This window comes from Micromonospora sp. NPDC023869 (genome assembly GCF_055559695.1).
The window spans coordinates 30428-53308 of the sequence record NZ_JBVHKD010000011.1 but is presented as its reverse complement, the minus strand read 5'-3'; the positions used below and the strand labels follow the sequence as shown (position 1 = coordinate 53308).

General features: G+C 72.2%; 22 protein-coding genes and 1 riboswitch. Of the genes, 17 read left to right on the top strand and 5 right to left on the bottom strand.

The window, feature by feature from the left end; translation table 11 throughout:
- The first annotated feature begins 101 nt into the window (after positions 1 to 101).
- From ACZ31C_RS25575 to ACZ31C_RS25525, 11 genes are all read left to right on the top strand, one after another.
- Positions 102 to 893 (top strand): ABC transporter ATP-binding protein, encoded by a 792-nt coding sequence (locus tag ACZ31C_RS25575; RefSeq protein WP_350694330.1) that lies wholly within the window; start codon positions 102 to 104, stop codon positions 891 to 893.
- Between the two features lie 22 nt (positions 894 to 915).
- Entirely contained in the window at positions 916 to 1788 is an 873-nt protein-coding gene (locus ACZ31C_RS25570; RefSeq protein ID WP_131052286.1) for an ABC transporter permease, read from the top strand.
- A 124-nt stretch (positions 1789 to 1912) separates the two neighbouring features.
- Positions 1913 to 2986, top strand: coding sequence for an ABC transporter substrate-binding protein (locus tag ACZ31C_RS25565; RefSeq protein WP_176094144.1), 1074 nt, complete (start codon positions 1913 to 1915; stop codon positions 2984 to 2986).
- A complete protein-coding gene (locus tag ACZ31C_RS25560) occupies positions 2983 to 4713 on the top strand; it encodes a thiamine pyrophosphate-dependent enzyme (RefSeq protein ID WP_465797425.1) in 1731 nt (576 codons plus the stop codon). The genes ACZ31C_RS25565 and ACZ31C_RS25560 overlap by 4 nt, the downstream gene beginning before the upstream one ends.
- Positions 4706 to 6130 carry an aldehyde dehydrogenase family protein gene (locus tag ACZ31C_RS25555; protein ID WP_465797424.1) on the top strand — a complete coding sequence of 475 codons (1425 nt, stop codon included), beginning with the start codon at positions 4706 to 4708 and terminating at the stop codon, positions 6128 to 6130. The genes ACZ31C_RS25560 and ACZ31C_RS25555 overlap by 8 nt, the downstream gene beginning before the upstream one ends.
- Positions 6117 to 7361, top strand: a complete 1245-nt coding sequence (locus ACZ31C_RS25550; RefSeq protein WP_465797423.1) for an MFS transporter — start codon at positions 6117 to 6119, stop codon at positions 7359 to 7361. Before ACZ31C_RS25555 ends, ACZ31C_RS25550 begins: the two co-directional genes overlap by 14 nt.
- Before the next feature lie 80 nt (positions 7362 to 7441).
- Positions 7442 to 8653: a CaiB/BaiF CoA transferase family protein gene (locus tag ACZ31C_RS25545; RefSeq protein ID WP_465797422.1), complete on the top strand. Its 1212-nt coding sequence runs from the start codon at positions 7442 to 7444 to the stop codon at positions 8651 to 8653.
- A gap of 38 nt (positions 8654 to 8691) precedes the next feature.
- Positions 8692 to 9543, top strand: a complete 852-nt coding sequence (locus ACZ31C_RS25540; RefSeq protein WP_465797551.1) for a cyclase family protein — start codon at positions 8692 to 8694, stop codon at positions 9541 to 9543.
- Entirely contained in the window at positions 9536 to 10960 is a 1425-nt protein-coding gene (locus tag ACZ31C_RS25535; RefSeq protein WP_465797421.1) for an MmgE/PrpD family protein, read from the top strand. The genes ACZ31C_RS25540 and ACZ31C_RS25535 overlap by 8 nt, the downstream gene beginning before the upstream one ends.
- Before the next feature lie 41 nt (positions 10961 to 11001).
- Positions 11002 to 12468 carry a dihydroorotase gene (locus tag ACZ31C_RS25530; RefSeq protein ID WP_465797420.1) on the top strand — a complete coding sequence of 489 codons (1467 nt, stop codon included), beginning with the start codon at positions 11002 to 11004 and terminating at the stop codon, positions 12466 to 12468.
- Complete coding sequence (locus ACZ31C_RS25525; RefSeq protein ID WP_465797419.1) at positions 12465 to 13340, top strand: HpcH/HpaI aldolase/citrate lyase family protein; 876 nt, start codon at positions 12465 to 12467, stop codon at positions 13338 to 13340. Before ACZ31C_RS25530 ends, ACZ31C_RS25525 begins: the two co-directional genes overlap by 4 nt.
- Before the next feature lie 57 nt (positions 13341 to 13397).
- On the opposite strand, the gene ACZ31C_RS25520 is transcribed toward ACZ31C_RS25525, so the two are convergent.
- Entirely contained in the window at positions 13398 to 14333 is a 936-nt protein-coding gene (locus ACZ31C_RS25520) for an ADP-ribosylglycohydrolase family protein (RefSeq protein WP_465797418.1), read from the bottom strand.
- A 38-nt stretch (positions 14334 to 14371) separates the two neighbouring features.
- Positions 14372 to 15016 carry a formylglycine-generating enzyme family protein gene (locus tag ACZ31C_RS25515; protein WP_465797550.1) on the bottom strand — a complete coding sequence of 215 codons (645 nt, stop codon included), beginning with the start codon at positions 15014 to 15016 and terminating at the stop codon, positions 14372 to 14374.
- A gap of 488 nt (positions 15017 to 15504) precedes the next feature.
- Here ACZ31C_RS25515 and ACZ31C_RS25510 point away from each other — a divergent pair, with 488 nt between their 5' ends.
- Positions 15505 to 16503, top strand: a complete 999-nt coding sequence (locus ACZ31C_RS25510; RefSeq protein ID WP_465797417.1) for a tyrosine-type recombinase/integrase — start codon at positions 15505 to 15507, stop codon at positions 16501 to 16503.
- 9 nt (positions 16504 to 16512) lie between these two features.
- Here ACZ31C_RS25510 and ACZ31C_RS25505 read toward each other — a convergent pair whose 3' ends face one another.
- Positions 16513 to 17079, bottom strand: a complete 567-nt coding sequence (locus ACZ31C_RS25505; RefSeq protein ID WP_465797416.1) for a TetR/AcrR family transcriptional regulator — start codon at positions 17077 to 17079, stop codon at positions 16513 to 16515.
- A gap of 55 nt (positions 17080 to 17134) precedes the next feature.
- On the opposite strand from ACZ31C_RS25505, the gene ACZ31C_RS25500 reads away from it, so the two are divergent.
- Together ACZ31C_RS25500 and ACZ31C_RS25495 are read left to right on the top strand one after the other, a co-directional pair.
- Positions 17135 to 18196: an FAD-dependent monooxygenase gene (locus ACZ31C_RS25500; protein ID WP_465797415.1), complete on the top strand. Its 1062-nt coding sequence runs from the start codon at positions 17135 to 17137 to the stop codon at positions 18194 to 18196.
- Positions 18197 to 18252: 56 nt separating this feature from the next.
- A riboswitch (ZMP/ZTP riboswitch) is annotated at positions 18253 to 18336 on the top strand.
- A gap of 13 nt (positions 18337 to 18349) precedes the next feature.
- Positions 18350 to 19222, top strand: coding sequence for a bifunctional 5,10-methylenetetrahydrofolate dehydrogenase/5,10-methenyltetrahydrofolate cyclohydrolase (locus ACZ31C_RS25495; RefSeq protein ID WP_465797414.1), 873 nt, complete (start codon positions 18350 to 18352; stop codon positions 19220 to 19222).
- Here ACZ31C_RS25495 and ACZ31C_RS25490 read toward each other — a convergent pair.
- A complete protein-coding gene (locus ACZ31C_RS25490) occupies positions 19219 to 19998 on the bottom strand; it encodes an endonuclease/exonuclease/phosphatase family protein (protein ID WP_465797413.1) in 780 nt (259 codons plus the stop codon). The two genes, ACZ31C_RS25495 and ACZ31C_RS25490, sit on opposite strands and share 4 nt — an antisense overlap.
- Before the next feature lie 175 nt (positions 19999 to 20173).
- Between ACZ31C_RS25490 and ACZ31C_RS25485 the strand changes: the two genes are divergently transcribed.
- From ACZ31C_RS25485 to ACZ31C_RS25475, 3 genes are read left to right on the top strand one after another with little or no spacing between them, the layout of a single operon-like run.
- Positions 20174 to 20953, top strand: a complete 780-nt coding sequence (locus ACZ31C_RS25485; protein ID WP_465797412.1) for a sulfite exporter TauE/SafE family protein — start codon at positions 20174 to 20176, stop codon at positions 20951 to 20953.
- Between the two features lie 33 nt (positions 20954 to 20986).
- Complete coding sequence (locus ACZ31C_RS25480; protein WP_465797411.1) at positions 20987 to 21763, top strand: GNAT family N-acetyltransferase; 777 nt, start codon at positions 20987 to 20989, stop codon at positions 21761 to 21763.
- Positions 21764 to 21798: 35 nt separating this feature from the next.
- The gene (locus ACZ31C_RS25475) at positions 21799 to 22383 is read left to right on the top strand and encodes a GNAT family N-acetyltransferase (RefSeq protein ID WP_465797549.1); all 585 of its coding nucleotides are present in this window, start codon (positions 21799 to 21801) and stop codon (positions 22381 to 22383) included.
- On the opposite strand, the gene def is transcribed toward ACZ31C_RS25475, so the two are convergent.
- The gene (gene def / locus ACZ31C_RS25470; RefSeq protein WP_396746042.1) at positions 22366 to 22872 is read right to left on the bottom strand and encodes a peptide deformylase; all 507 of its coding nucleotides are present in this window, start codon (positions 22870 to 22872) and stop codon (positions 22366 to 22368) included. The two genes, ACZ31C_RS25475 and def, sit on opposite strands and share 18 nt — an antisense overlap.
- Positions 22873 to 22881: the final 9 nt, after the last annotated feature.

The window sequence follows — 22881 nt, the reverse complement described above, 5'->3', positions numbered from 1 at the left end:
TGCCGCCGAACATAGCTTACGTTCGCACCAACAGAACGGCGTACTGCACAAGCGAACAATCTCGCGATCAAACGCGGGCCGGTCGGTGACAGGGGTAGCCCATGAGTGCGATCAAAGTGGAGGGCGTCAGCAAGGTCTTCGCCGGCGCCGGCGGGCAGTCGATGCTCGCCCTGAGCGACGTCTCGCTCGACATCGCCGACGGTGAGTTCGTCGTGTTGCTCGGGCCGTCCGGGTGCGGCAAGACCACCCTGCTGCGCATCATCGGTCAGTTGGAGAGCCCGACCGTCGGCCGGGTGAGCCTCGACCACGGCACGCGGTCCGACGGCGACCGCCCCCTGGGCTTCGTCTTCCAGGAGGCCACCCTGATGCCCTGGCGGACCGCCGCCGCCAACGTGGCCCTGCCGCTGGAGATGGCCGGCGTCGGCCGCCGGGAACGCACCACGCGGGTCCGCGAGATGCTCGAACTCGTCGGCCTGCCGGAGGCCGAGGGAAAGCACCCGCACCAGTTGTCGGGCGGCATGCGCCAGCGGGTCTCCATCGCCCGCGCGTTGGCACACGACCCGCAGGTGCTGCTCATGGACGAACCGTTCGGCGCGCTCGACGCGCAGACCCGCGACATGATGAACTCCGAGCTGCAGCGCATCTGGCTGGAGAACCGTAAGACGGTCGTCTTCGTGACGCACTCCGTCTCCGAGGCGGTGTTCCTCGCCGACCGCATCGTGATGCTGGGGACCAAGCCCGGCCACATCCACTCCATCACCGAGGTGACGCTGCCCCGGCCGCGCACCATCGACATGACCGAGACCGCCGAGTTCCGCCATCTCGCCGCCGAGCTGCGTCGACAGATCGGCGCGGTGCAGGACCCCGACAACCGATCCGCCGTCTCGGCCTGACCGCATACCGAGGTGCCGCACAGTGACTGCCACTAAAGAGCGCCAGCCGGCGCCGACACCCTCCGCCGAAGAGTTGCTGAAGCCACCACCGCCGACCTGGAAAGAGCGGCTGCGCAACAACCGGTGGCTGTCCTTCTACACCAGCCCCCTGCTGATCGCGCTGTTCCTCGTGGCGTGGAAGATCTACGTCGAGGTCACCGACCTGTCCCGGTTCGTGCTGCCGCCGCCGGAGGCGGTGTTCAAGGCGTTCAGTGAGCAGATCGTCGACCCGTTCGTCTGGCGGACCCACATCTGGACGACCTTCTACGAGGTCATGATGGGTCTGGCGCTGGCGATCGTGCTGGGCGTCGGGCTCGGCCTGATGATCGGCAAGTCGCCGCTGTTCGACCGGATCGTCCGACCGTTCATCGTGGCCACCCAGGTGGTGCCGAAGGTCGCGCTGGTGCCGCTGTTCATCCTCTGGCTCGGCTTCGGCCCCTCGTCCAAGGTGGTCATCGCCGCGCTGCTGGCCTTCTTCCCGCTGCTGATCAACACCTCGTTCGGTGTCCGCTCGGTGCCGGGCTCCATGCACGACCTGATGACGACGCTCAAGGCGTCGCGGTGGACACGGTTCTGGAAGGCCGACCTGCCCTACACGATGCCCTTCATCCTGGCCGGCATGGAGCTGGCGGTCGTCCAGGCGACCATCGGCGCGATCGTCGGCGAGTACCTCGGCGGTGACAAGGGCCTCGGCCGGTACGCGGTCAACCTGCAGAACAACCTCCAGGTCGACAAGCTGTTCGGCGCAATCCTGATCATGGCCCTGTTCGGCTTCACCCTCTACAGCATCGTCACCGGCGCCCGCCGGCTGCTGATCCCCTGGCACGAGTCCGTGCAACCGCGCCGTCGCCCCTGACCGGCGGCCCGGCCCTCACCTGACACACCACACGACCCGGTCGGCGCCGCGACGCGGCACTGGCGGACCTCTCCTTGCCCGAATCCGTCACCCATCCGTACCTTCCTCGCCCCGGGAGTCCTCCGTGACACATAACCCCTCCTTCGGCGCGCCGGTCTCCCGGCGCTCGCTCCTGCGCTTCGGCGCCTCCGCCGGACTGCTGCTGCCCACCGCCGGCGGCATGACCCTGATGCTCAGCGGCTGCGGCGGCGACGACAACCAGGTCAACGCCGACGGCAGCCTGAACGGCTCGTACATGACCGCCTCCGGCCTGACGTTGAGCTTCGTGGAGACGATGGTCGCCAAGGAGCGCGGCTACTTCGCCGAGCACGGCCTCAACCTGGACATCAAGGGCGGGCAGGGCACCGCCACCGCCATCCAGGCCGTCCTCGGCGGCTCGGCCGACATGACCCGCGCCAACGGCATCAACGCGATCATCGCGGTGGCCAACGAGGACGCGCCGTTCGTCAGCATCGCCAGCGTCCGGCAGAAGTCGCAGTTCGAGGTGGTGTCCCTGCCCGACGACCCGATCCGCAGCCCGGCCCAGCTCGCCGGACGCACCTGCGGCATCGTCTCCACCGGCGGCGCCACCGAGAACCTGCTCGACGTCATGCTGATCAACGCGGGCATCGACCCCGGGTCGGTGCAGCGTCCGGTCACCGGTGTCGGCACCGCCGCGTACGAGTTGGCGCGCCGGGGCGAGGTGGACGCCTGGATCTGCGTCAACACCGACCGGGCCACCATCCAGAAGGAGATCGGCGAGGTCGTCTTCTTCAGCACCGACGAGCACGCGCCGATGCCCTCGGACTCGTACAACACCAGCCTCAAGATGGTCGAGTCGGACAGCGACATGCCGGTGCGGTTCCTGGCCGGTGTGCTCAAGGCCATCGACTACGCCAGCAAGGAGGAGAACTGGGAGCAGGTCATCAACGACCTGCGCAAGTACAACCCGGAGGCGGACGCCGCCCAGGCCCGCGCCGAGCTGCCGCTGCTGGTGGAGAGCTGGCAGGCCGCCGGCCCGGAGAACACCCTGCAGATGAACCCGCAGACCTGGCTCACCGGCCAGGAGAGCCTGGTCAAGGCCAAGCTGGTCAACTCCGCCGCGCCGATCGAGAAGCTCATCTACCCGGACTACCTCGCCCGCGCGAGGGAGCTGTGACGGCCGACCCGGCCGCCGTCGGTGGCGCCGCCGCGGTCCTCGCGGCGGCGGCCGCCAGCGGCGTACGCCGGCTCTGGTTCAACAGCGGCTCCGAGCTGACCTCCTTCCAGGAGGCCGGCGCGCAGGCCCGCCAGAAGAGCGAGCCGAGCCCGGAGATCATCACCTGCCCGCACGAGCACGTCGCGCTGACCGCGGCGATGGGCGAGACCATGGTCTCCGGTGGACCCAGCATGACGGCCGCCCACGCCGACCTCGGTCTGCTGCACCACGGCGGCGCGATCCACAACGCCATGTGGGGCGACCACCCCATCATGATCATGTCGGGGTATCCGCCGACCACCGCGCAGTCGCGCACCTCGCCGGTGTTCTGGAAGCAGCAGCGCTGGGACCAGGGCGCGATCGTGCGCCAGTACGTCAAGTGGGACTACAAGCTCTCCGCCCTCGACGACGCCGCGCTGGTCGTGGCGCGTGGCCTGCAGGTCGCCCTGGCGCCCCGACGCGGACCGGTCTATCTGGCGATGCCGGAGGAGGTGGGTCGCCACCCGGTGCCCGTCGGCGACCGGGTGCCCAGCGCCCAGGCGCTCGGTGTGCCGACGCTGGGCCCCGGCGACCCCGGCGTGGTCAGCGAGGTGGCCCGCCGCCTGCGGACCGCCCGCCGCCCGGTGGTGGTCACCGACCGGGTCGGCGAGAACCCCCGCGCGGTGCAGTTGCTCGCCGAACTGGCCGACACCCTGGGCGTGGAGGTACGCGCCTCCCGCTACCGGGTCAACCTGCCCGACGACAACCCGTGGCACACCAGTGCGCCGTTGGACCAGTTCGACGTCGTCGTCGTGCTGGACCACCCGGTGCCGTGGATGCCCGCGGTGGAACAGCCCGCCGACGACGCGTGGATCGGCTGGGTGGGACCCGACCCGATCGAGAGCCGGGTCCCGCTGTACGAGTTGCGGGCCGACGCCCGTACCACCGCCGACCCGGCGGCGTTCCTGGCCGCGGTGCTGGGCGAGGTCTCCTCGGGCGACGCCGACACGGTGCGGCAGCGCCGGGAGCGGCCACCGGGCGTCGGCACGAAGCGGCACACCGCCGGCAGGGGAGCGGCCGGCGGTGTGCCCACCCCCGCGTTGATCGCGGCGGCGCTGGACGCGCACCTGCACCCCGACGACCTGCTCACCTGGGAGGTCTTCGACACCACGGCGGTGCGCCGCACGAAGCCGGGCACCCTGTTCGAGAAGGGCGGCTCCAGCCTCGGCTGGTCGGTGGCGGCGGCGACCGGCGCCAGCATCGCCGCCGGTGGCGCGCACGCCGTCGCGGTCACCGGGGACGGCTCCTACTTGTTCGGCTCGCCGGACTCGTGCCTGTGGTTGCAGCAGCAGCACGACGCCCCGATCGTCACCGTCGTGGTCAACAACGGCGGGTACCGCACCGGCACCACCACGCTGGCCGCGCACTACCCGGACGGTCTGGCCGTCGCCGAGCCCACGGTGCTCGGCGGTCACCTCACCCCGTCGCCGGACTTCGCCGCGCACGCCCGCGCGCAGGGCTGCCACGGCGAGCGGGTGGTGCGCGCGGCCGACCTGGCCGCCGCCCTGGACCGGGCCCGCGCCGCCGTGCAGCGCGACCGGGTGCCGGCGGTGCTGGACGTCTGGGTGCCCGAACACCTCACCGGGTCGATGGACCCGGGTCGCCGGGCGCGTACCCCGGCCGCTGACGAAGGGACCAGTGATGGCTGAGGTCGTCTCCCCGATCGACGCCCGGGTCCTGGCCCGGGTGGCACCCGCCGCACCGGAGGAGGTGCACGCCGCGGTCCGCGCGGCGCGGGCCGCGCAACCGGCCTGGGCCCGCCGCACCGGCAGCGAACGCGGCCGGATCCTGCACGCCGTCGCCGACCTCATCGAGGCCGCCGTCGAGGAACTGGCCGAGATCGAGACCCGCAACACCGGCAAGATCCTCAGCGACACCCGGCGCGAGGTGCGCCGGGCGGCCGGCAGCTTCCGCTACTACGCCGGCTGGGCCGAGCAGGTACGCGGGGAGACCATCCCGGTCGGCGTCGAGTACCACACGTACACGGTGCCGGAGCCGCACGGCGTGGTCGCCGGGGTCATCCCGTGGAACGTGCCGTTCTTCTTCGCCGCCAAGAAGATCGCTCCGGCGTTGGCGTTCGGCAACGCCTGCCTGCTCAAGCCGGCCGAGGAGACCCCGCTGACCGCGCTGCGGCTGGCCGGGCTGCTGGCCGAGGCCGGCGTACCCGAGGATCTGGTGGCGGTGCTGCCCGGCGGTCGGGAGACCGGCGCGGCGCTGGTGTCACATCCGGACGTGGACCTGATCGTGTTCACCGGGCACCACGACACCGGCAAGGCGATCGCCCGCGCGGCGGCGGAGCACCTGACCCCGGTCGCCCTGGAACTGGGCGGCAAGTCGCCGCAGGTGGTCTTCGGCGACGCCGACCTGGACCGGGCGGTCGACGCGGTGGTGCTGGGCGTCTTCGCCTCCTGCGGACAGATGTGCATCGCCGGTTCCCGGCTGGTGGTGCACGAGTCCGTCTACGACGAGGTCCTCGACCGGATCGCCGAGCGGGTACGCGGACTGCGCGTCGGTGACCCGTTCGACGACGACACCGACCTGGGTCCGCAGATCACCTCGGCGCAGCGGGACAAGACGGCGCAGTTCATCGCCGAGACCCGGTCCGTCGGACGGCTGGTGGCGCAGGCCGCCCTGCCCGACGACGAGCGGCTGCGCGACGGCTTCTACGTGCCGCCGACGGTCTTCGACCGGTTGGACACGCAGGCGCGGCTGCTGCGCGAGGAGGTCTTCGGCCCGGTCCTGGCGGTGTCGTCGTTCCGCGACGACGCCGAGGCGCTACGGCTGGCCGACGACACCGACTTCGGGCTCGCCGCCGGGGTGTGGACCGCCGACATCGCCCGCGCGCACCGGTTCGCCGGGCAGGTCCGCGCCGGCACGGTCTGGATCAACACGTACCGGGTGCTGTCGGACCTGGTGCCCTTCGGCGGGGTGGGCCTGTCCGGGTACGGGCGGGAGAACGGCACCGAGGCGGCACGGCTGTACCTGCGGCCGAAGTCGGTGTGGACCTCGCTGACGGCCGGCACACCGCAGGGGTACGGCCTGGGTGGCGCGGGTGCCGCAGGCTGACCGCCCGCCCGACGCGTCGACCGACGAGGTGGGTCGCGGCGCGCTCGCGTTGCTGCGGGACCGCCGCTTCGGCCCGTACTTCTTCGGGTCGCTGGCGTCCAACACCGGCACCTGGTTCCAGAACGTCGCGGCGATCCTGACCATCTTCGCGTTGACCCGCTCCGCCTTCATGGTGGGGCTGGTCACCGCGTTGCAGTTCGCGATGCAGCTGGTCCTCGCGCCGGTGATCGGGGCGGTGGCCGACCGGGTCGACCGGCGGCTGCTGATCATCGTCGGGCAGACGTTGGGCGGGACCGCCGCCGCGGTGCTCGCGGTGCTGGCGTTCCTGGACGCCCTCAACGCCCCGCTGCTGCTGACGTTCGTGGGACTGTCCGGAGTGGGGCAGGCGGTGACCGGGCCGGCGGCCCAGGCGCTGGTGCCCAACATCGTCGGACGCGCCGACGTCCCGCAGGCCATCGCGCTGCACTCGCTGACCTTCAACCTGTCCCGGGCGATCGGTCCGGTGGCCGGGGCAGCCACGTACGCGCTGGCCGGGGCCGGTGCCGCGTTCGCCGTCAACGCCGCCAGCTTCCTGGTGTTCGCGCTGGCGCTGACCGGCGTACGGCTGCCCCGGGCACAACCCGGCACCGGCAAGCGTCGGCTGGGGGTGTTCGACGGCGTCGCCTACGTCCGCCACCGGCCGGAGCTGGTGCGGTGCCTGGTGGCGGTGGCCCTGATCGGGTTGGCGATGGAGCCGATCAACACGCTGTCGCCGCTGTTCGCCGAGGGCTTCGGCGGCGGTGAGCTGATGGTGGGCATCTTCATCACCTGTTTCGGGCTCGGCTCGGCGCTGATCGCCGGCTGGGTGGGCCGGTTGCGGCGGGTGATGGGCAGTGGCCGTACCGGCGCGGTCGGGGTGGCCGCCCTGGGCGTCGGGATGGCGGTGCTGGCGGTCAGTCCGGGACCGGTGATGGCCACGGTGGGCATCGCCGTGGGCGGCGCCGGTTACCTGCTGGCGGTCAGCGACGTCAACGCCACCATGCAGCACGGCCTGGCCGACGAGGTACGGGGCCGGGTGATGGCGCTGTGGTCGATGTGTTTCCTGGGCATCCGCCCGGCGGCGGCGATCCTGCACGGCTGGCTCGGCGACGCGTTCTCCGCGCGCACCGGCGCGGTCGTGGCGGTGGTGGCCGCCCTCGCCGCCGCGGTGGTCCTGCGCGGTCGACGGGCGCTGCGCGCCGCCGGGCGGTGAGGGCGGTGCGTTGACCCCACAGCTGACAACAAACTATTCTGCTGAGCGAAACACCGTTCGCTTGATGCGAACGATATGAAATGGGGGCTCCCGTGCACGACGGACCGCTGACCGGCCTGCGCGTCATCGACGCCTCGACGATCCTGGCCGGACCGCTGTGCTGCCAGATCCTCGGCGACTACGGCGCCGACGTCATCAAGGTCGAACACCCCGTCGCCGGGGACAGCATGCGCGGACACGGCCACGCCAAGGACGGCGTACCGCTGTGGTGGAAGGAGATCTCCCGCAACAAGCGCACGCTCGGGCTCAAGCTGTCCACACCGGAAGGCGCCGACCTGCTGCGCCGCCTCGCCGCCACCGCCGACGTGCTGGTGGAGAACTTCCGGCCCGGCACCCTGGAACGGTGGGGGATCGGCCCCGACACCCTCCTGGAGATCAACCCGGCGCTGGTCGTCGTCCGCATCTCCGGCTTCGGCCAACGCGGCCCCTACGCCCACCGGCCCGGCTTCGGCACCCTCGCCGAGGCGATGAGCGGCTTCGCCCACCTCACCGGCGACGAGAACGGCCCGCCCACCCTGCCGGCGTTCGGCCTGGCCGACAGCATCTGCGGCATCGCCGCCTCCTCGGCCACCATGGTCGCGCTCTGGGCCCGCCACCACAACGGCGGCAAGGGCCAGGTCGTCGACCTCAGCCTGCTCGAACCGATCATGATGGCCGTCGGTCCCGGACCCACCGTCTACGACCAACTCGGCATCATCGGCCAACGCCACGGCAACCGCTCCACCAACAACGCGCCCCGCAACACCTACCGCACCCGCGACGGCTCCTGGGTGGCCATCTCCACCAGCGCCCAGACCATCGCCGAACGGGTCCTGCGCCTCGTCGGACACCCCGAGGTCATCGACGAACCGTGGTTCGCCTCCGGACGCCAACGCGCCGAACACGCCGACCTGCTCGACTCCTACGTCGGCGGCTGGATCGCCGAACGCACCCGCGACGAGGTCATGCGGGCCTTCGACGAGGCCGGCGCCGCCGTCGCACCCGTCTACGACGCCCGCGACATCGTCACCGACGAGCACGTCCGCGCCGCCGAGATGGTCGTCGACGTCCCCGACCCCGACTTCGGTCAGGTCCTGATGCACAACGTCCTGTGGCGCATGTCCGAGACCCCCGGCCGGATCCGCTTCACCGGCCGACCCCTCGGCGCCGACACCGACGATCTCCTCGTCAACGAACTCGGCTGCACCCCCGACACCGTCGCCGACCTACGCGACCGGGAGATCGTGGCCTGACGGCCGCCACCACGAAGGTAAGGATTGCCGTGACCACCATGAGCACCACCACCAGCCCGGCAAGCGGAACGCAGACGCTGCTGGCCGCCGTGGCCACCGGAACCCGGGTCTACGACCTGGGCCGCCGCCTGACCATCGGCATGCCCCAGTCACCGAACCACCCGCCGTTCTGGCACGCCCTGCCGCGACGGCACGGCGACGCGGTCCGCGTCGACGGCGGCTCCGCCGCCAACGACATCATCACCATGGGCACCCACGTCGGCACCCACATCGACGCCTTCTCCCACGTCTCCCAGGACGGACGGCTGCACGACGGCGCCGACGCCGCCGACGCCGGACGCGGCGGACGCTTCGCCGACCTGGGCGCCCACACCATCGCCCCGATGGTGCGCCGCGGTGTGCTGCTCGACGTACCGGCCGCGCTGGGCACCCCCGAAGGCTGCGAACCCGGCTACGAGATCACCCCGCAGGACCTGACCCGCACCGCCGAACAGCAGGGCACCCCGCTACGCCCCGGCGACGTGGTGCTGATCCGCAGCGGCTGGGGCCGACACTTCGACGACGCCGACCGCACCCGCTTCGTCGGCCACGACAGCGGCGTACCCGGCGTCGGTGAGGCCGGCGCCACCTGGCTCGCCGACCAGGGCGTGCACGCCGCCGGCGCGGACACCATCGCCTTCGAATGCCTGCGCCCCGGCGCCGGCCACAGCGTCCTGCCCGCACACCGGGTGCTGCTGGTCGAACGCGGCGTCTACATCATCGAGACGATGGCACTGGACGAACTGGCCGCCGCCGGAGTGCACGAGTTCCTGTTCGTGCTCTCACCGCTGGCCATCTTCGGCGCCACCGGCTCGCCGGTGCGTCCGCTGGCGGTGGTCGTCGATGCCTGAGCAGACCCTCGCCCGGCAGCTCGCCGCGTTCGCCGCCCACGCCCGCACCGCACCCCTGCCCGAACCCGTCGTCACCAGCGTGCGCCAACGGGTCCTGGACATCCTCGGCCTCTGCGTCGCCGCCCACCGGCTCCCCACCAGCCACGCCGCCCTCGACCACGTCGCCGAGCAGGGCGGACGCCCCCAGGCCTACGTCGTCGGCCTACCCGACGCGGTACCCGCCGCGCAGGCCGCGTTCGGCAACGGCGTCCTGGCCCACTCGCTGGACTACGACGACACCCACCTGCCGTCGGTACTGCACCCCAGCGCCGCCGTGGTACCGGCCGCCCTCGCTGCCGCCCAGGCCGCCGGCGCCGACGGCACGACCCTCACCACCGCCGTCGCCGTCGGCATCGAAGTCACCGTCCGCCTCGGCATGGCCGGCTACGACCCGGCGCTGAACAACTCGGTCTTCTTCGAACACGGCCAGCACGCCACCTCCATCTGCGGCGCGATGGGCGCCGCCGTGGCCGCCGGCATGCTCGTCGGCCTCGACGAGGACGGTCTGCTGGACGTGCTCGGCGTGACCGCCTCGATGGCCGCCGGAGTGATCGAGGCCAACCGCACCGGCGGCACCGTCAAACGGCTGCACTGCGGCTGGGCCGCGCACAGCGCCGTCACCGCCGCCGACCTGGTCCGACGCGGCTTCACCGGACCACCCACCGTGCTGGAGGGCCGGTTCGGGTTCTTCACCGCCTTCCTGCGCGGCGAAGCAGACCACGACCAGATCACCGACGGACTCGGCGAACGCTGGGCCGTGCCGGACATCTTCTTCAAGCCCTACCCGGCCAACCACTTCACCCACGCCGCCATCGACGCCGGCCTGGCCCTGCGCGCCCAGAACGTGCCGCTGGACCGCATCGACCACATCGAACTACGGGTACCCGCCGCCGTCATCCGCACCATCGGCCAGCCCATCGACACCAAACGCACCCCCGACACCGGCTACCAGGCCCAGTTCAGCGGCCCGTACGCCATCGTCGCCGGCCTGCTCGGCGGCGGCGGACTCGGCCTCGGCCTCGGCGACTTCACCGACGAGTTGGCCCGCGACCCGGCCCGCCGCGCGTTGATGGCCCGCGTCGACGTGGTCGCCGACGACGAATGCACCAAGATCTTCCCCTACCAGTTCCCGGCCATCGTGACCGTCCACACCGACGACGGCCGGACCTGGCGCGAAGAGGTGCTGACCAACCGGGGCGGCCCCCAACGACCACTGTCCGACGCGGAACTGGCCATGAAGTTCCACGACAACGTCGCCGGTCGCCTCGACCCCGACACCGCCGAGAAAGTGGTGGCCGCCGTCGCCGACCTCGCCGACGTCACCGACGTGGCCGACCTGCTGCGCCCACTGACCCGGCTGCGCACCGTCACCGACTGACCGCCCGCGACCCGTCGCCCGCCGACCATCAGGAGCACAACATGCAACCCTTCGATCTCGTAGTGCGCAACGTCCGCGTCGTGCGACACGACCAGGCGGAGCCGGCGGCGCTGGACATCGGCGTACGCGACGGCCGGATCGCCCACCTCGCCCCGCACATCGACACCACCGAGGCGACCACCGTCGTCGACGGCGGCGGCAAACTCGCCTTCCCCGGCGTCGTCGACGCCCACCAGCACTGGGGCATCTACCACCCACTGGCCGAAGACACCGGCACCGAGAGCCGCGCCTGCGCGCAGGGCGGCGTCACCTCCGCCATCAACTACATCCGCACCGGCCAGTACTACCTCAACCGGGGCGGACCGTACGGCGAGTTCTTCCCCGAGGTCCGCGCCGCCACCGACCACCGCTCCTTCGTCGACTACGCCTTCCACGTGGCCCCGATGACCGCCGAACACATCAACGAGATCCCCGACCTCGTCCGCGAACACGGCATCACCTCGTTCAAGATCTTCATGTTCTACGGCGGCCACGGCCTGCACGGACGCTCCGCCGACCAGAGCTCCTTCCTGATGATCCCGCCCGACGCCCGCTACGACTACGCGCACTTCGAGTTCGTCATGCGCGGCGTCCAGGCCGCCCGCGAACAGTTCCCCGAACTCGCCGACGAGATCTCCCTGTCGCTGCACTGCGAGACCGCCGAGATCATGTCCGCGTACACCCGGATGGTCGAACAGGAAGGCACCCTCACCGGCCTGGCCGCCTACAGCGCCTCCCGCCCACCGCACTCCGAGGGCCTCGCGGTCAGCATCGCCGCCTACCTCGCCCACGAGACCGGCCTACCCACCATCAACCTGCTGCACCTGTCCTCGGCCAAGGCCGTCGACGCGGCGATCCGCATGGCCCAGGCGTTCCCACACGTCGACTTCCGCCGCGAAGTCACCATCGGCCACCTGCTGGCCGACATCGACACCGCCTACGGCCTCGGCGGCAAGGTCAACCCGCCACTGCGTCCCCGCGAGGACGTCGAGGCCCTCTGGGCGCACCTGCTCGACGGCCAACTCGACTGGGTCGTCAGCGACCACGCCTGCTGCCGCGCCGAAGTCAAGTTCGGCGAACCCGACGACGACATCTTCGTCGCCAAGTCCGGCTTCGGCGGCGCCGAATACCTGCTACCCGGCCTGATCAGCGAAGGCACCAAACGCGGCCTGTCCTACGCCCGCGTCGCCGAACTGACCTCATGGGCACCGGCCCGCCGCTTCGGCCTGGCCACCAAGGGCGCCATCGCCGAAGGCCTGGACGCCGACTTCTGCCTCGTCGACGCCGACCACACCTGGACCGTCCGCGCCGACGAGTCACTCTCCGCACAGGAGTACACGCCGTTCGAGGGCATGGAACTGACCGCCCGCGTCACCGACACGTTCCTGCGCGGCGAACAGATCCTGCGCGACGGCACCGTGGTCGGGCAGCCACGCGGCCGATACCTGTCCCGCCCGACCCGCCCGTGACCGCCGTCGGCACCTCCCCGCCCATCGCCCGCAGCTACCTGTACGTACCGGGGGACCAGCCGGACAAACTAGCCCGAGCCGCCACCCGCGGCGCCGACGCCTGCATCCTCGACCTGGAGGACGCGGTCGCACCCGCACACAAGAGCACCGCCCGCGACACCGTCGCGACGTTCCTCGCCGACGCGCCCGCCGCCCCCCAATGGTGGGTACGCGTCAACGCCGACACCCCGGCGGCCGACATCGGCGCGATCGCCGGGCCGCGCCTCACCGGCGTGGTGGTGCCCAAAGCCGACGTCGACCTGCTCGCCGAGGTGGACGCGCTGCTCGGCGACGCCGAACACACCCACCGCCTACCGACCGGCTCCCTGGTGATCTTCGCCCTCCTGGAGACCGCCGGGGGAGTATGGCGGGCCGACGCCGTGGCCTACGCCCGCCGAGTGGTCCGGCTCGGCCTCGGCGAGGCCGACCTCGCCGCCGAACTGCGCCTGCAACCCGGACCGGACAAGGCCGAACTGTGGCCGATGCGCTCCCGCGTGGTGCTGGCCGGCGCCACCGCCGGCCTCGCCCCACCGGTCGGCCCCACCGAGACCGCCCTGCGCGACCCGGACCGCCTCGAACAGACCAGCCGGCTCCTGCTGCGGCAGGGCTTCCGGGGCCGCACCGCCATCCACCCCGCCCAGGTGCCGGTCGTCAACCGGGTCTTCACACCGACCGACGAGGAGGTGGCCGCCGCCCGCGACGTCGTCGACCGGCTGACCGCCGCCGAACGCGACGGCTCCGGCGTGACCGTCACCGCCGACGGGCGGCTCATCGACGCGGCCGTGGCGCGCAGCGCCCGCGAGATCCTCGACCGCGCCACCACAGGCGAATAGCCCTACGCCACCGGCCCCGGGGTGCGTGACACCCCGGGGCCGAACCCTGCCACCAACTCACCGCGCCGACTCCCGCAACGCCACCAGACCCGACGCCAACCGCCACACCACACCCGCGTCCGGCACCGCCACCGACCCACTCCACGGCAACTCCGCCCGCACCGCCTCCGCCGACGACCCCCCACCCAACAGACCACCCACCAACGCCGCCACCGTGTCCGTGTCCCCACCACACCGCACCGCCGCCACCAACCCGTCCCGCACCGAACCCGCGCCCCGCACACAGTGCAGCACCGCCGCGACCGTCTCCGCCGCATCCAGACCGACCCCCGACGGCGGGGGAGACCACCCACCCGCCACCACCGCACCCACCAACCCGGCCAACCGCGGCGCGTCCCCACACACCGGACGCGCCACCTCCACCAACTCCACCGCCCGCGCCACCGCCACCGCCACCGGCGCGCCCGCCACCGACCACGACGCACACCCCGCCATCACCACCGCCGCCACCAACGCCTCCGGCGCCCGATGCGTCGCCCGCGTCAACTCCACCGTCCGCGCCACCAGCAGATCCACCCGCTCCGGAGGCACCGACCACCCCACCGGCAACGCCCGCATCGGCGCACCGTTCGTGCCACCCTCCCGATCGTCGGGCACCGCCCCGGTGGCCCGGAACGCCGCCAACGCCGCCCGCGTCGACGGACCCGCACCCGGCACCGGAGGATCCTGCGCCGCCAGCCGCGACAGGAACGTCACCGCGTCCACGTCACCGTCCACCAGACACTGCGCCACCAGCAGCGTCAACGCCGTGTCGTCCGACGTGGCCCCGGCCGCCCACCGCTCACTTGCCCGAGGCGTCTCGATCACCTCGTCGGCGTCCTCCGTCGGCGGACGCCCCTCGTACGGCACCCCCAACGCGTCCCCACAGGCGTACGCGGTCAGCGCCCCCGCCACCCGCCGCACCGTCACCGACTCATCCACGACACTCGACACACCAGCAGCCTAGGCGGCCGAACGAGGGGAGTGGTCAACTACTCTGCGTGACCGGACCGGGCGAGGCGGAAACCCACGTCGTCGATCGCGTAGCTCGGATGACTACGCCGCCGCACCGACGCCCGGCAACTCCACTGCTCGTCGAACCAGCCGCCGCCACGCAACACCCGGTAGGTGCCGTACACCTCGGGGTCGTACACGTCCCAGCACCAGTCCCAGACGTTGCCCAGCATGTCGTACAGGCCCCAGGCATTGGGCCGCCTACCGCCCACGTCGTGCAGCCGCTCACCGGAGTTGCCGCGATACCAGGCGATCTCGTCCAGCGGCCCGTAGCGCGGACCCTCGGTGCCGGCCCGGCAGGCATGCTCCCACTCGGCCTCGGTGGGCAGGCGGTACCCGTCGGCACCGATGTCCCACTCGACGTCCTCACCGTCGATCCGGTACGCCGGCCGCAGCCCGTCGGCCTCGGACAGGGCGTTACAGAACCGCACCGTGTCCCACCAGGACACCGTCTCCATCGGACGGCGGCGCTCGTCGGGCGCACAGGGGACACCGACGACCGAGGCGTACCGGGCCCGCGTCACCGGATGCACGGCGAGCCGGTACGGCCCGACGTCGACCGGCCAGCTGTGCTGCGTACGCCGGTCCGACAACACCACGCGTCCCGCCGGAACGTTCACCATCTCGCTGTCGGAGTCCACGAGGAGCAGATGCTACCGACCCGCCGCCACCGCCAGGCCGGTCAGGCCATGTTCGATAATTGACATTATGTAAAGCTGACGTTCCGACGCACTCCCCGAGAGGGGGTACCGCCGACCGCGTCCGGCTACCGACATGCAAGGAAGGGTCCCCTGCTATACACCAGGCGTTAGCAAGGGACCCTTCCTTGCATCCCGGCGCGCCCCGGCGTAGGTGCGTAAGGCTTCGTCGACGATCACCCAGCCGACGGTGCACGCCAGCCGGACGTGCCGACCGCTCGCCGCCGGCGCGCCAAGGTGGCCCCCGCCCCTATCGCGCGCCCGACATCGTCGCCGCCTGGAGACCCCTCGGCCCGGACAGGCCGAGGACCGGCCTCACGGCACCATCCCCGGCGCTGGGTACGGCCGTGCCGCGAATCACCCCCGCTCCCCTGGGTCGACCGTGAACCCGAGAATCATGCATAATATCCCTTATGCATGACAAAAGGGATGAAACGGTCCAGGTCTTGATCGAGGAGTTCCTGACCTCGCGGGCGACGCGCAAGCCCTCCCCGCACACGCAGGCGGCGTACCGGCGGGACCTGATCGCGGTGGCCGCGCTCGCGGCGGAGCTGGCCACCCCTCCCCTCCCCCTCGACGCCCTGTCGATCGAGGTGCTCTCCCCCAGGCTGATGCGGGCGGCGTTCGCCCGCTTCGCCGCCGAGCGGGCCGCCGCCTCGGTCGGGCGCGCCTGGTCCACCTGGAACGGTTTCTTCTCGTTCCTGGTGGCCGAGCAGGTGGTGGCGGGCAATCCGATGCCGGCGGTGGGACGCCCCCGGGCGCCGCTGCCGATGCCGAAGCCGTTGCGGGGTGAGGACACTCCCGAGCAGCTGCTCGCGGCGGCGGCGCAGGCGCAGGGGCGGCAGCGGGATCCGTGGCCGGAGCGGGACGTGGCGGTGTTGGCGCTGGCGTTGTGTGCCGGGTTGCGGTTGTCGGAGTTGTTGGCGTTGCGGGTCGCTTCGCTGGCGGGTCGGCCGGGTGAGCGCCGGCTGGAGGTGGCCGGCAAGGGTGGGCGGCCTCGGGTGTTGCCAGTGGAGCCGGATCTGGACGCGTTGCTGGTGGACTATCTGAACAGCCGGGTGCGGCGATTCGGTTCGCGTTCGGTGCGGCCGGCCTCGCCGTTGCTGGTGGATCGGCAGGGTGAGGCGTTGCGGCGGGGTGGTCTGCAGTATCTGGTGGAGTCCTGTTACCGGCGTGCGGGAATCGGTGACCGGGTGCCGCGTGGGGCGCGGTTGCACGCGTTGCGGCACACGTTCGCGACGCGGTTGGCCGAGGACGGCGCTGGTGCGGCGGAGATCATGCGGTTGTTGGGGCATGCGTCGTTGGCGTCGTCGCAGACGTACATCGAGGTGACGTCGGGGCAGCAGCGGGAGGCGGCGCGGGTGAATCGCACGTACCGGGCGTTGGTGGGGTTGGTGCGGCCGTCGTCGTGAGGTGTGGTCTCAGGCGGGGTGGGCGTCGAGGACGGCCGGGAGGACGGTGGTGATGGCGGTGGTGGGGTCGAAGTCGGGGTCGGGGTTGGCGAGTTGGTTGTTCAGGAGGCCGTCGACGAGGGCGAGCAGGAGTCGCAGAGCGGTGGTGGGGTGGCGTGCGCCGAGTGCGGCGAGCAGGGGTGTGGCCCAGGCGGCGAGGTCGTGTTGGCGTTGGGCGATCTGGTGTTGCAGGGCGGGGTGGTGGGCGGCTTCGGCGAAGATCGCGAGTCGGGCGAGGGTGAGGGCGCGGTGGGTGGTGGTGAGGTCGTGGACGAGGGTGCCGAGGGCGGTGGTGAAGGTGTCGGGGTCGATGCGGTCGAGGGTGCCGGCGAGGTGGTTCCAGCCGGTGGTTTCGAGGTCGAGGATGCGGGTGAGGACGCCGGCGATGAGGGCTTCGCGGGTGCGGTAGCGGTTGGAGGTGGAGCCGGTGGGGAGTTCGGCCTGGTCGTCGACGGCGCGGTGGGTGAGGTGGCGGGGGCCGCGGGTGCCGAGGACGGCGATGGCGGCGTCGAGGAGGCGTTGTTGGCGGGCGTCCACGTGGCCAAGACTACAGCAGTAGTGTGTGGGACTACATCTGTAGTACGGTCGGGTGATGCGTGGATCAGCGGCCGTCATCGGAGGCGGCGTGGGTGGGCTGGCGGTGGCGGTGGGACTGCTGCGCGCCGGGTGGTCGGTGACGGTGTTCGAGCGGGCGGCGGGGCTGCCCGAGACGGGTACCGGGTTGGGGATCTGGCCGTCGGCGTTGCGGGCGTTGGATCGGCTCGGTGTGGGTGCGTCCGCGCGAGAACGGGGGCGGGCGCAGCCGGACGGGGCGATGCGCCGCCCGGACGGGACGGTGATCGCCCGGTTGGACGTGGGGCGGATCCGTCGGCGGCATGGTGAGGGGGTGCTGCTGCTGTCCCGGCCGGCGTTGCTGGGTCTGCTGGCGGAGGCGTTGCCGGCGGGCACGGTGCGCTTCGGTGCGCCGGTGGCGGGTCCGGCGGAGCTGGGTGACGGGTACGACGTGGTGGTGGGCGCGGACGGGATCCGCAGCGCGACCCGGGCGGCGATGTTCGGTGACCGGTTCCCGTTGCGGTACTCGGGGGTGACGGCGTGGCGTGGCACGGTGCCGTTGGAGGTGGCCTCCGGTGGGGAGACGTGGGGTCGGGGGCGCAAGTTCGGGGTGACGCCGCAGGGTCCCGGGGTGGCGAACTGGTATGCGGCGGTGGCCGCGAAGGAGGGTTTCCGGCCGCCGGAGGGTGATCTGGCGGCGCTGCGGCGGTGGTTCGGTGACTGGCACGATCCGGTGCCGGCGGTGCTGGATCGCGTCGACGCGGCCGGGGTGCTGCAGCACGACGTGCACTATCTGCCGCCGGTGCCGACGTACGTGCGGGGGCGGTGGGTGTTGCTGGGCGACGCGGCGCATGCGATGACGCCGGATCTGGGGCAGGGCGCCTGTCAGGCGTTGATCGACGCGGTGGCGTTGTCGGAGGCGTTGGCGGCGGAGGCGGACGTGTCGTCGGCGTTGGCCCGGTACGACCGGGCGCGGCGGGTGCCGACGCAGCGGATGGCGGCGATGGCGGTGCGGGCGGGCCGGTTGGCGCAGGTGCGGCGGTTCACCGGGGTGCGGGACGTGGCGTTGCGGTTGGCGTTGGCGTTCGGTCCCCCGGGCTGACGGGCATCCGCTCCCCCGGGCTGACGGTGGTGGTGGCGGCGTCGGGTGTGCAAGGCTGCGGGTGACGCGACTGGCGGCACCGGGGATGGGATCGACCATCGGGAAGCTCGTCGTGGGGGTCGTCCGCCTGGGCCTCCACGGTCGAGGTGAGCCATGTCCACGACGATGGAGACGGCCCGGTTGTTGCCGGGCGCGCCGGTGGCGGAGCGGATTCTGGCCGAGGTGGCCGAGGATGTGGTGGCGCTGCGGGCGACGGGGGTGACTCCGGCGTTGGCGACGGTGCTGGTCGGTGACGACGCGGCGAGCGCCCGCTACATCGGGATCAAGCAGCGGCAGGCGGCGGAGGTGGGTTTCGCGTCGCCGCACGTGCGGTTGCCGGCGTCGGCGTCGCAGGCGGATCTGCACGCGGTGCTGACGGATCTGAACGCGGATCGGGGTGTGCACGGGGTGTTGGTGCAGCATCCGGTGCCGGGTGGGTTGGACTTCGACCGGGCGTTGCAGGTGTTGGACCCGGACAAGGACGTGGACGGGATGCATCCGGTGAACGTGGGGCGGTTGGCGCTCGGGTTGCCGGGTCCGGTGCCGTGTACGCCGGCGGGTGTGGAGGCGTTGTTGGCGTTCCACGGGGTGCCGGTGTCGGGTCGGGAGGTGGTGGTGTTGGGTCGTGGGGCGACGTTGGGGCGTCCGTTGGCGATGGTGTTGGCGCAGAAGCGGCCGACGGCGAACGCGGCGGTGACGGTGGTGCACACCGGGGTGGCGGACTGGCCTCGGTATACGCGGCGGGCGGAGATCCTGGTGGCGGCGGCGGGGGTGCCGGGGATCGTGCGGCCGGAGCACGTGCGGCCGGGTGCGGTGGTGGTCGGTGGTGGGGTGCGGTATGCGGGGCGCCGGTTGTTGCCGGATGTGGATCCGGCGTGTGAGCGGGTGGCGGGGGCGATCACGCCGCGGGTCGGTGGGGTGGGTCCGGTGACGGTGGCGATGCTGTTCCGTAACGCGGTGCGGGCGGCCCGGTCGGCGGTGGCCTAGCCGAGGTCGACCAGCAGGGGCCGGTGGTCGGAGATGGTGGCCAGTGGGGTCTGCACGGCGGTGACCGGTGGTAGCCGGTGCAGGTCCTGCCGGTCGGCGAGGATGTGGTCGAGTTGGACGCGGGGTTGCCCGGCGGGGTAGGTGGGGCGGCGGCCCAGAGGTTGCCAGCGGGACACCAGGCGGGCGGCCCAGGTGGGCAGGTTGAGGTCGCCGAGCAGGATGCGCGGGGCGGGCAGGGTGCGCAGGGCGCGGACGGCCTGGCGGAGTTGGCGGATGTTCCAGCCGGGCACGAAGGACAGGTGGGTGGCGGCGACGGTGAGGGATCCGTGTGGGGTGTCCAGGACGGCGGCGAGGACGACGCGGGGTTCGTCGTGCAGGAGGATGAGGCCGCCGCCGGGGCCGGGTACGTAGACCGGGGACCGTAGTGGTGCCGGGCTCAGGCGGGTGATGCGCCAGGCGGTGACCCGGTGGCGGGAGACGAGGCCGACGCCGTAGCAGGGTTCGCCGTGGCCGTCGTCGTCGTGGCGCAGGGGGCGGAACGCTTCGCCGGGGGTGCCGACGACGGCGGCGGCGAAGCGGTGTTCGGTGGCGCCGAGGGCCTTGGCGGCGATGGCGGTGAGGTCGTGGTTGCCGCTGCGGGACTGGTCGCGGTCGACTTCCTGCAGGGCGAGGACGTCGGCGTCGAGGGCGGTGACGGCGGCGGCGAGGCGGGCGGGGTCGACGAGGCCGTCGGTCAGGGACCGGCCGTGCAGCAGGTTGAACGTGGCCAGGCGCACCGTGTCACCTTATCGACGCCGTGGCACAGTTGCCCGATGCTGCGGGTGTTGTTCTGTTCGATGCTGGTGTTCGTGGCGGTGGGCGCGGGTGGGGTGTGGCTGCGGAGGCGTCGGGGCCGGTGAGGCTGGCCACAGGCGGCGGCGTCGGGTGCTGCGGGGTGGGAAGAATGCCGCCGTGGATCTGGATCCGTCGACTGTCGCGCTGCTGCTGACCGCTGCGGCCCTGGCCGGTTGGGTGGATGCGGTGGTGGGTGGCGGCGGGTTGTTGTTGTTGCCGGCGTTGTTGGTGGCGGCGCCGGGGATGCCGCCGGCGACGGCGTTGGGCACGAACAAGTTGGCGGCGATCGCGGGGACGTCGGCGGCGGCGGTGACGTACGCGCGGCGTACGCGTGTCGACTGGGCGGTGGCGGGGCCGGCGGCGGGTCTGGCGGTGCTCTGCGCGGGGGTGGGTGCGGCGTTGGCGGGTGCGGTGCCGCCGTCGGCGTACCGGCCGGTGGTGTTGGTGGTGTTGCTGTCGGTGGCGCTGTTCGTGGTGGTGCGGCCGAGGTTGGGGGTGTCGTCGTTTCCGGGGCGGCGTACCCGGGGGCGGGTCGTGGTGGCGGTGCTGGTGGCGGGGGTGGGTATCGCCCTGTACGACGGGTTGATCGGTCCGGGTACGGGCACGTTCCTGGTGGTGGCGTTCACCGCGCTGGTGGGGGCGGATTTCCTGCACGGGTCGGCGATGGCGAAGGTGGTGAACGCGGGGACGAACGCGGGGGCGTTGGCGGTGTTCGCGGTGACGGGGCACGTGTGGTGGTTGTTGGGTGCGGCGATGGCGGTGTGCAACATCGTCGGGGCGATGGTGGGTGCCCGGATGGCGTTGCGGCGGGGTGCGGGGTTCGTGCGGGGGGTGTTGTTGCTGGTGGTGGTGGCGTTGGTGGCGAGGTTGGGCTACGACCAGTGGTTGGCGGGGTGAGCGGCGCGACGCGGCGCGTGTGATCATCGGCGGGTGCCGGTGCGCGCGGAACACGACCGGGCCGTCCTGGCGGGTCTGTTGGGGCGGGATCCTCGGCTGCACGCGTACGAGTTGGGTGATCTGGACGACTTCTTCTGGCCGTACACGTCGTGGTTTCGGCGTGGGGACGCGGTGGTGTTGCTGTATCACGGGGCAGTGTCGCCGACGCTGGTGGCGTTGACGCGGCCGGCCGGGGTGGCGGCGGTGTCGGCGCTGCTGGGTGAGGTGGTGCCGGTGTTGCCGGCCCGGTTGGAGGCGCACCTGTCCCCCGGTGTCGAGGTGGCGTTGGCGGGGGCGTTCGAGGTGACGTCGTCGGGAACGCATCTGAAGATGGCGTGGACGGATCCTTCACGCGCGGTGGGGGTGTCGCCGGCGGGGGTGGTGTTGGGGCGGGCGGATCTGCCTCGGCTGCGGGAGCTGTACGCGCTCGCGTATCCGGGGAACTGGTTCGACGCGCGGATGGTGGACACCGGCCGGTACGTGGGGATCAGTGACGGTGACCTGTTGGTGGCGGTGGCGGGGGTGCACGTCTTCTCCCCCACGTATCGGGTGGCGGCGGTGGGGAACGTGACGACCCGGCCGGGATGGCGGGGTCGGGGGTTGGCGGCGGCGGTGGTGACGCGGCTGTGCGAGGTGTTGCGGGCCGACGTGGATCATGTGACGTTGAACGTGAAGGCCGACAACGGGGTGGCGGTACGGTTGTACGAGCGGTTGGGGTTCACCCGGGTGGCCGAGTACGGCGAGTTCCGGCTACGCGCCGGTGGCCGCTGATTGTCGGTGGCGGTGGCGGCCCGGTGGCCGCGATGATGACGCGCGTGTCCCAGGTGATTCTGCGTACCGCGCGGTTGGTGTTGGTGCCGTTGGCCCAGGTGCATCTGCCGCACGAGGTGGCGTTGGACGCCGACGCGGAGGTGATGCGGTTCCTGGGGCCGGTGCGGTCGGCGGCGCAGGTGACGCGGTGGCACCGGGAGCGGCTGGCGGTGGCGCGACGGGCGCCGGGGTTGGGGTTCTGGGCCGGGTCGACCGACGGTGAGTTCGTCGGCTGGTGGTTGTTGGAGCCGCCGTCGCGGGCCGACCAGGGGCCGGTGGTGGGGCAGGCCGAGTTGGGCTACCGGTTGGCGCGCCGGTTCTGGCGGCGGGGTCTGGCGTCGGAGGGGGCCCGGGAGCTGATCCGGCACGGTTTCGCCGACCTGGGGTTGTCGCGGATCTTCGCCGAGACGATGGCGGTCAACGTGGCGTCGCGGGCGACGATGGCGGCGGTGGGGATGCGGTATGTGCGCACGTTCCACCTGCCGTGGGCGGATCCGTTGCCGGGGGCGCAGGCCGGTGAGGTGGAGTACGCGGTGACCCGGGACGAGTGGGCGGCGGGCGGGTCAGGCGCGGCGGGGTGAGTCGAAGCGGCCGGCGCGGATCTCCCGCAGGGCGCGGCGGCGGACGTCGCCGCGCAGCGTGTCGACGTAGAGGCGGCCGGCGAGGTGGTCGGTCTCGTGTTGCAGGGCGCGGGCGAGGAAGCCGCTGCCGGCGATGGTGAGGGGTTCGCCGTGCTGGTCGTAGCCGTGTGCGGTGGCGTGCAGGGCGCGGGGGGTCGGGAAGTACAGGCCGGGGATGGACAGGCAGCCCTCGTCGTCGTCGCAGAGTTCGTCGGACAGTTCGAGGGTGGGGTTGACCATGTGGCCGCGGTGGCCGTCGGCGTCGTAGACGAACACCTGGGCGTTGACGCCGATCTGGGGTGCGGCGACGCCGGCGCGGCCGGGTGCGCCGAGCAGGGTGTCCATCAGGTCGGTGACCAGGGCGCGTAGGTCGGCGTCGAAGCTGGTGACGGGTTCACTGGGGGTGCGCAGCACCGGGTCGCCGATGATTCGGATGTCCCGCATGGTCATGTCGGCAAG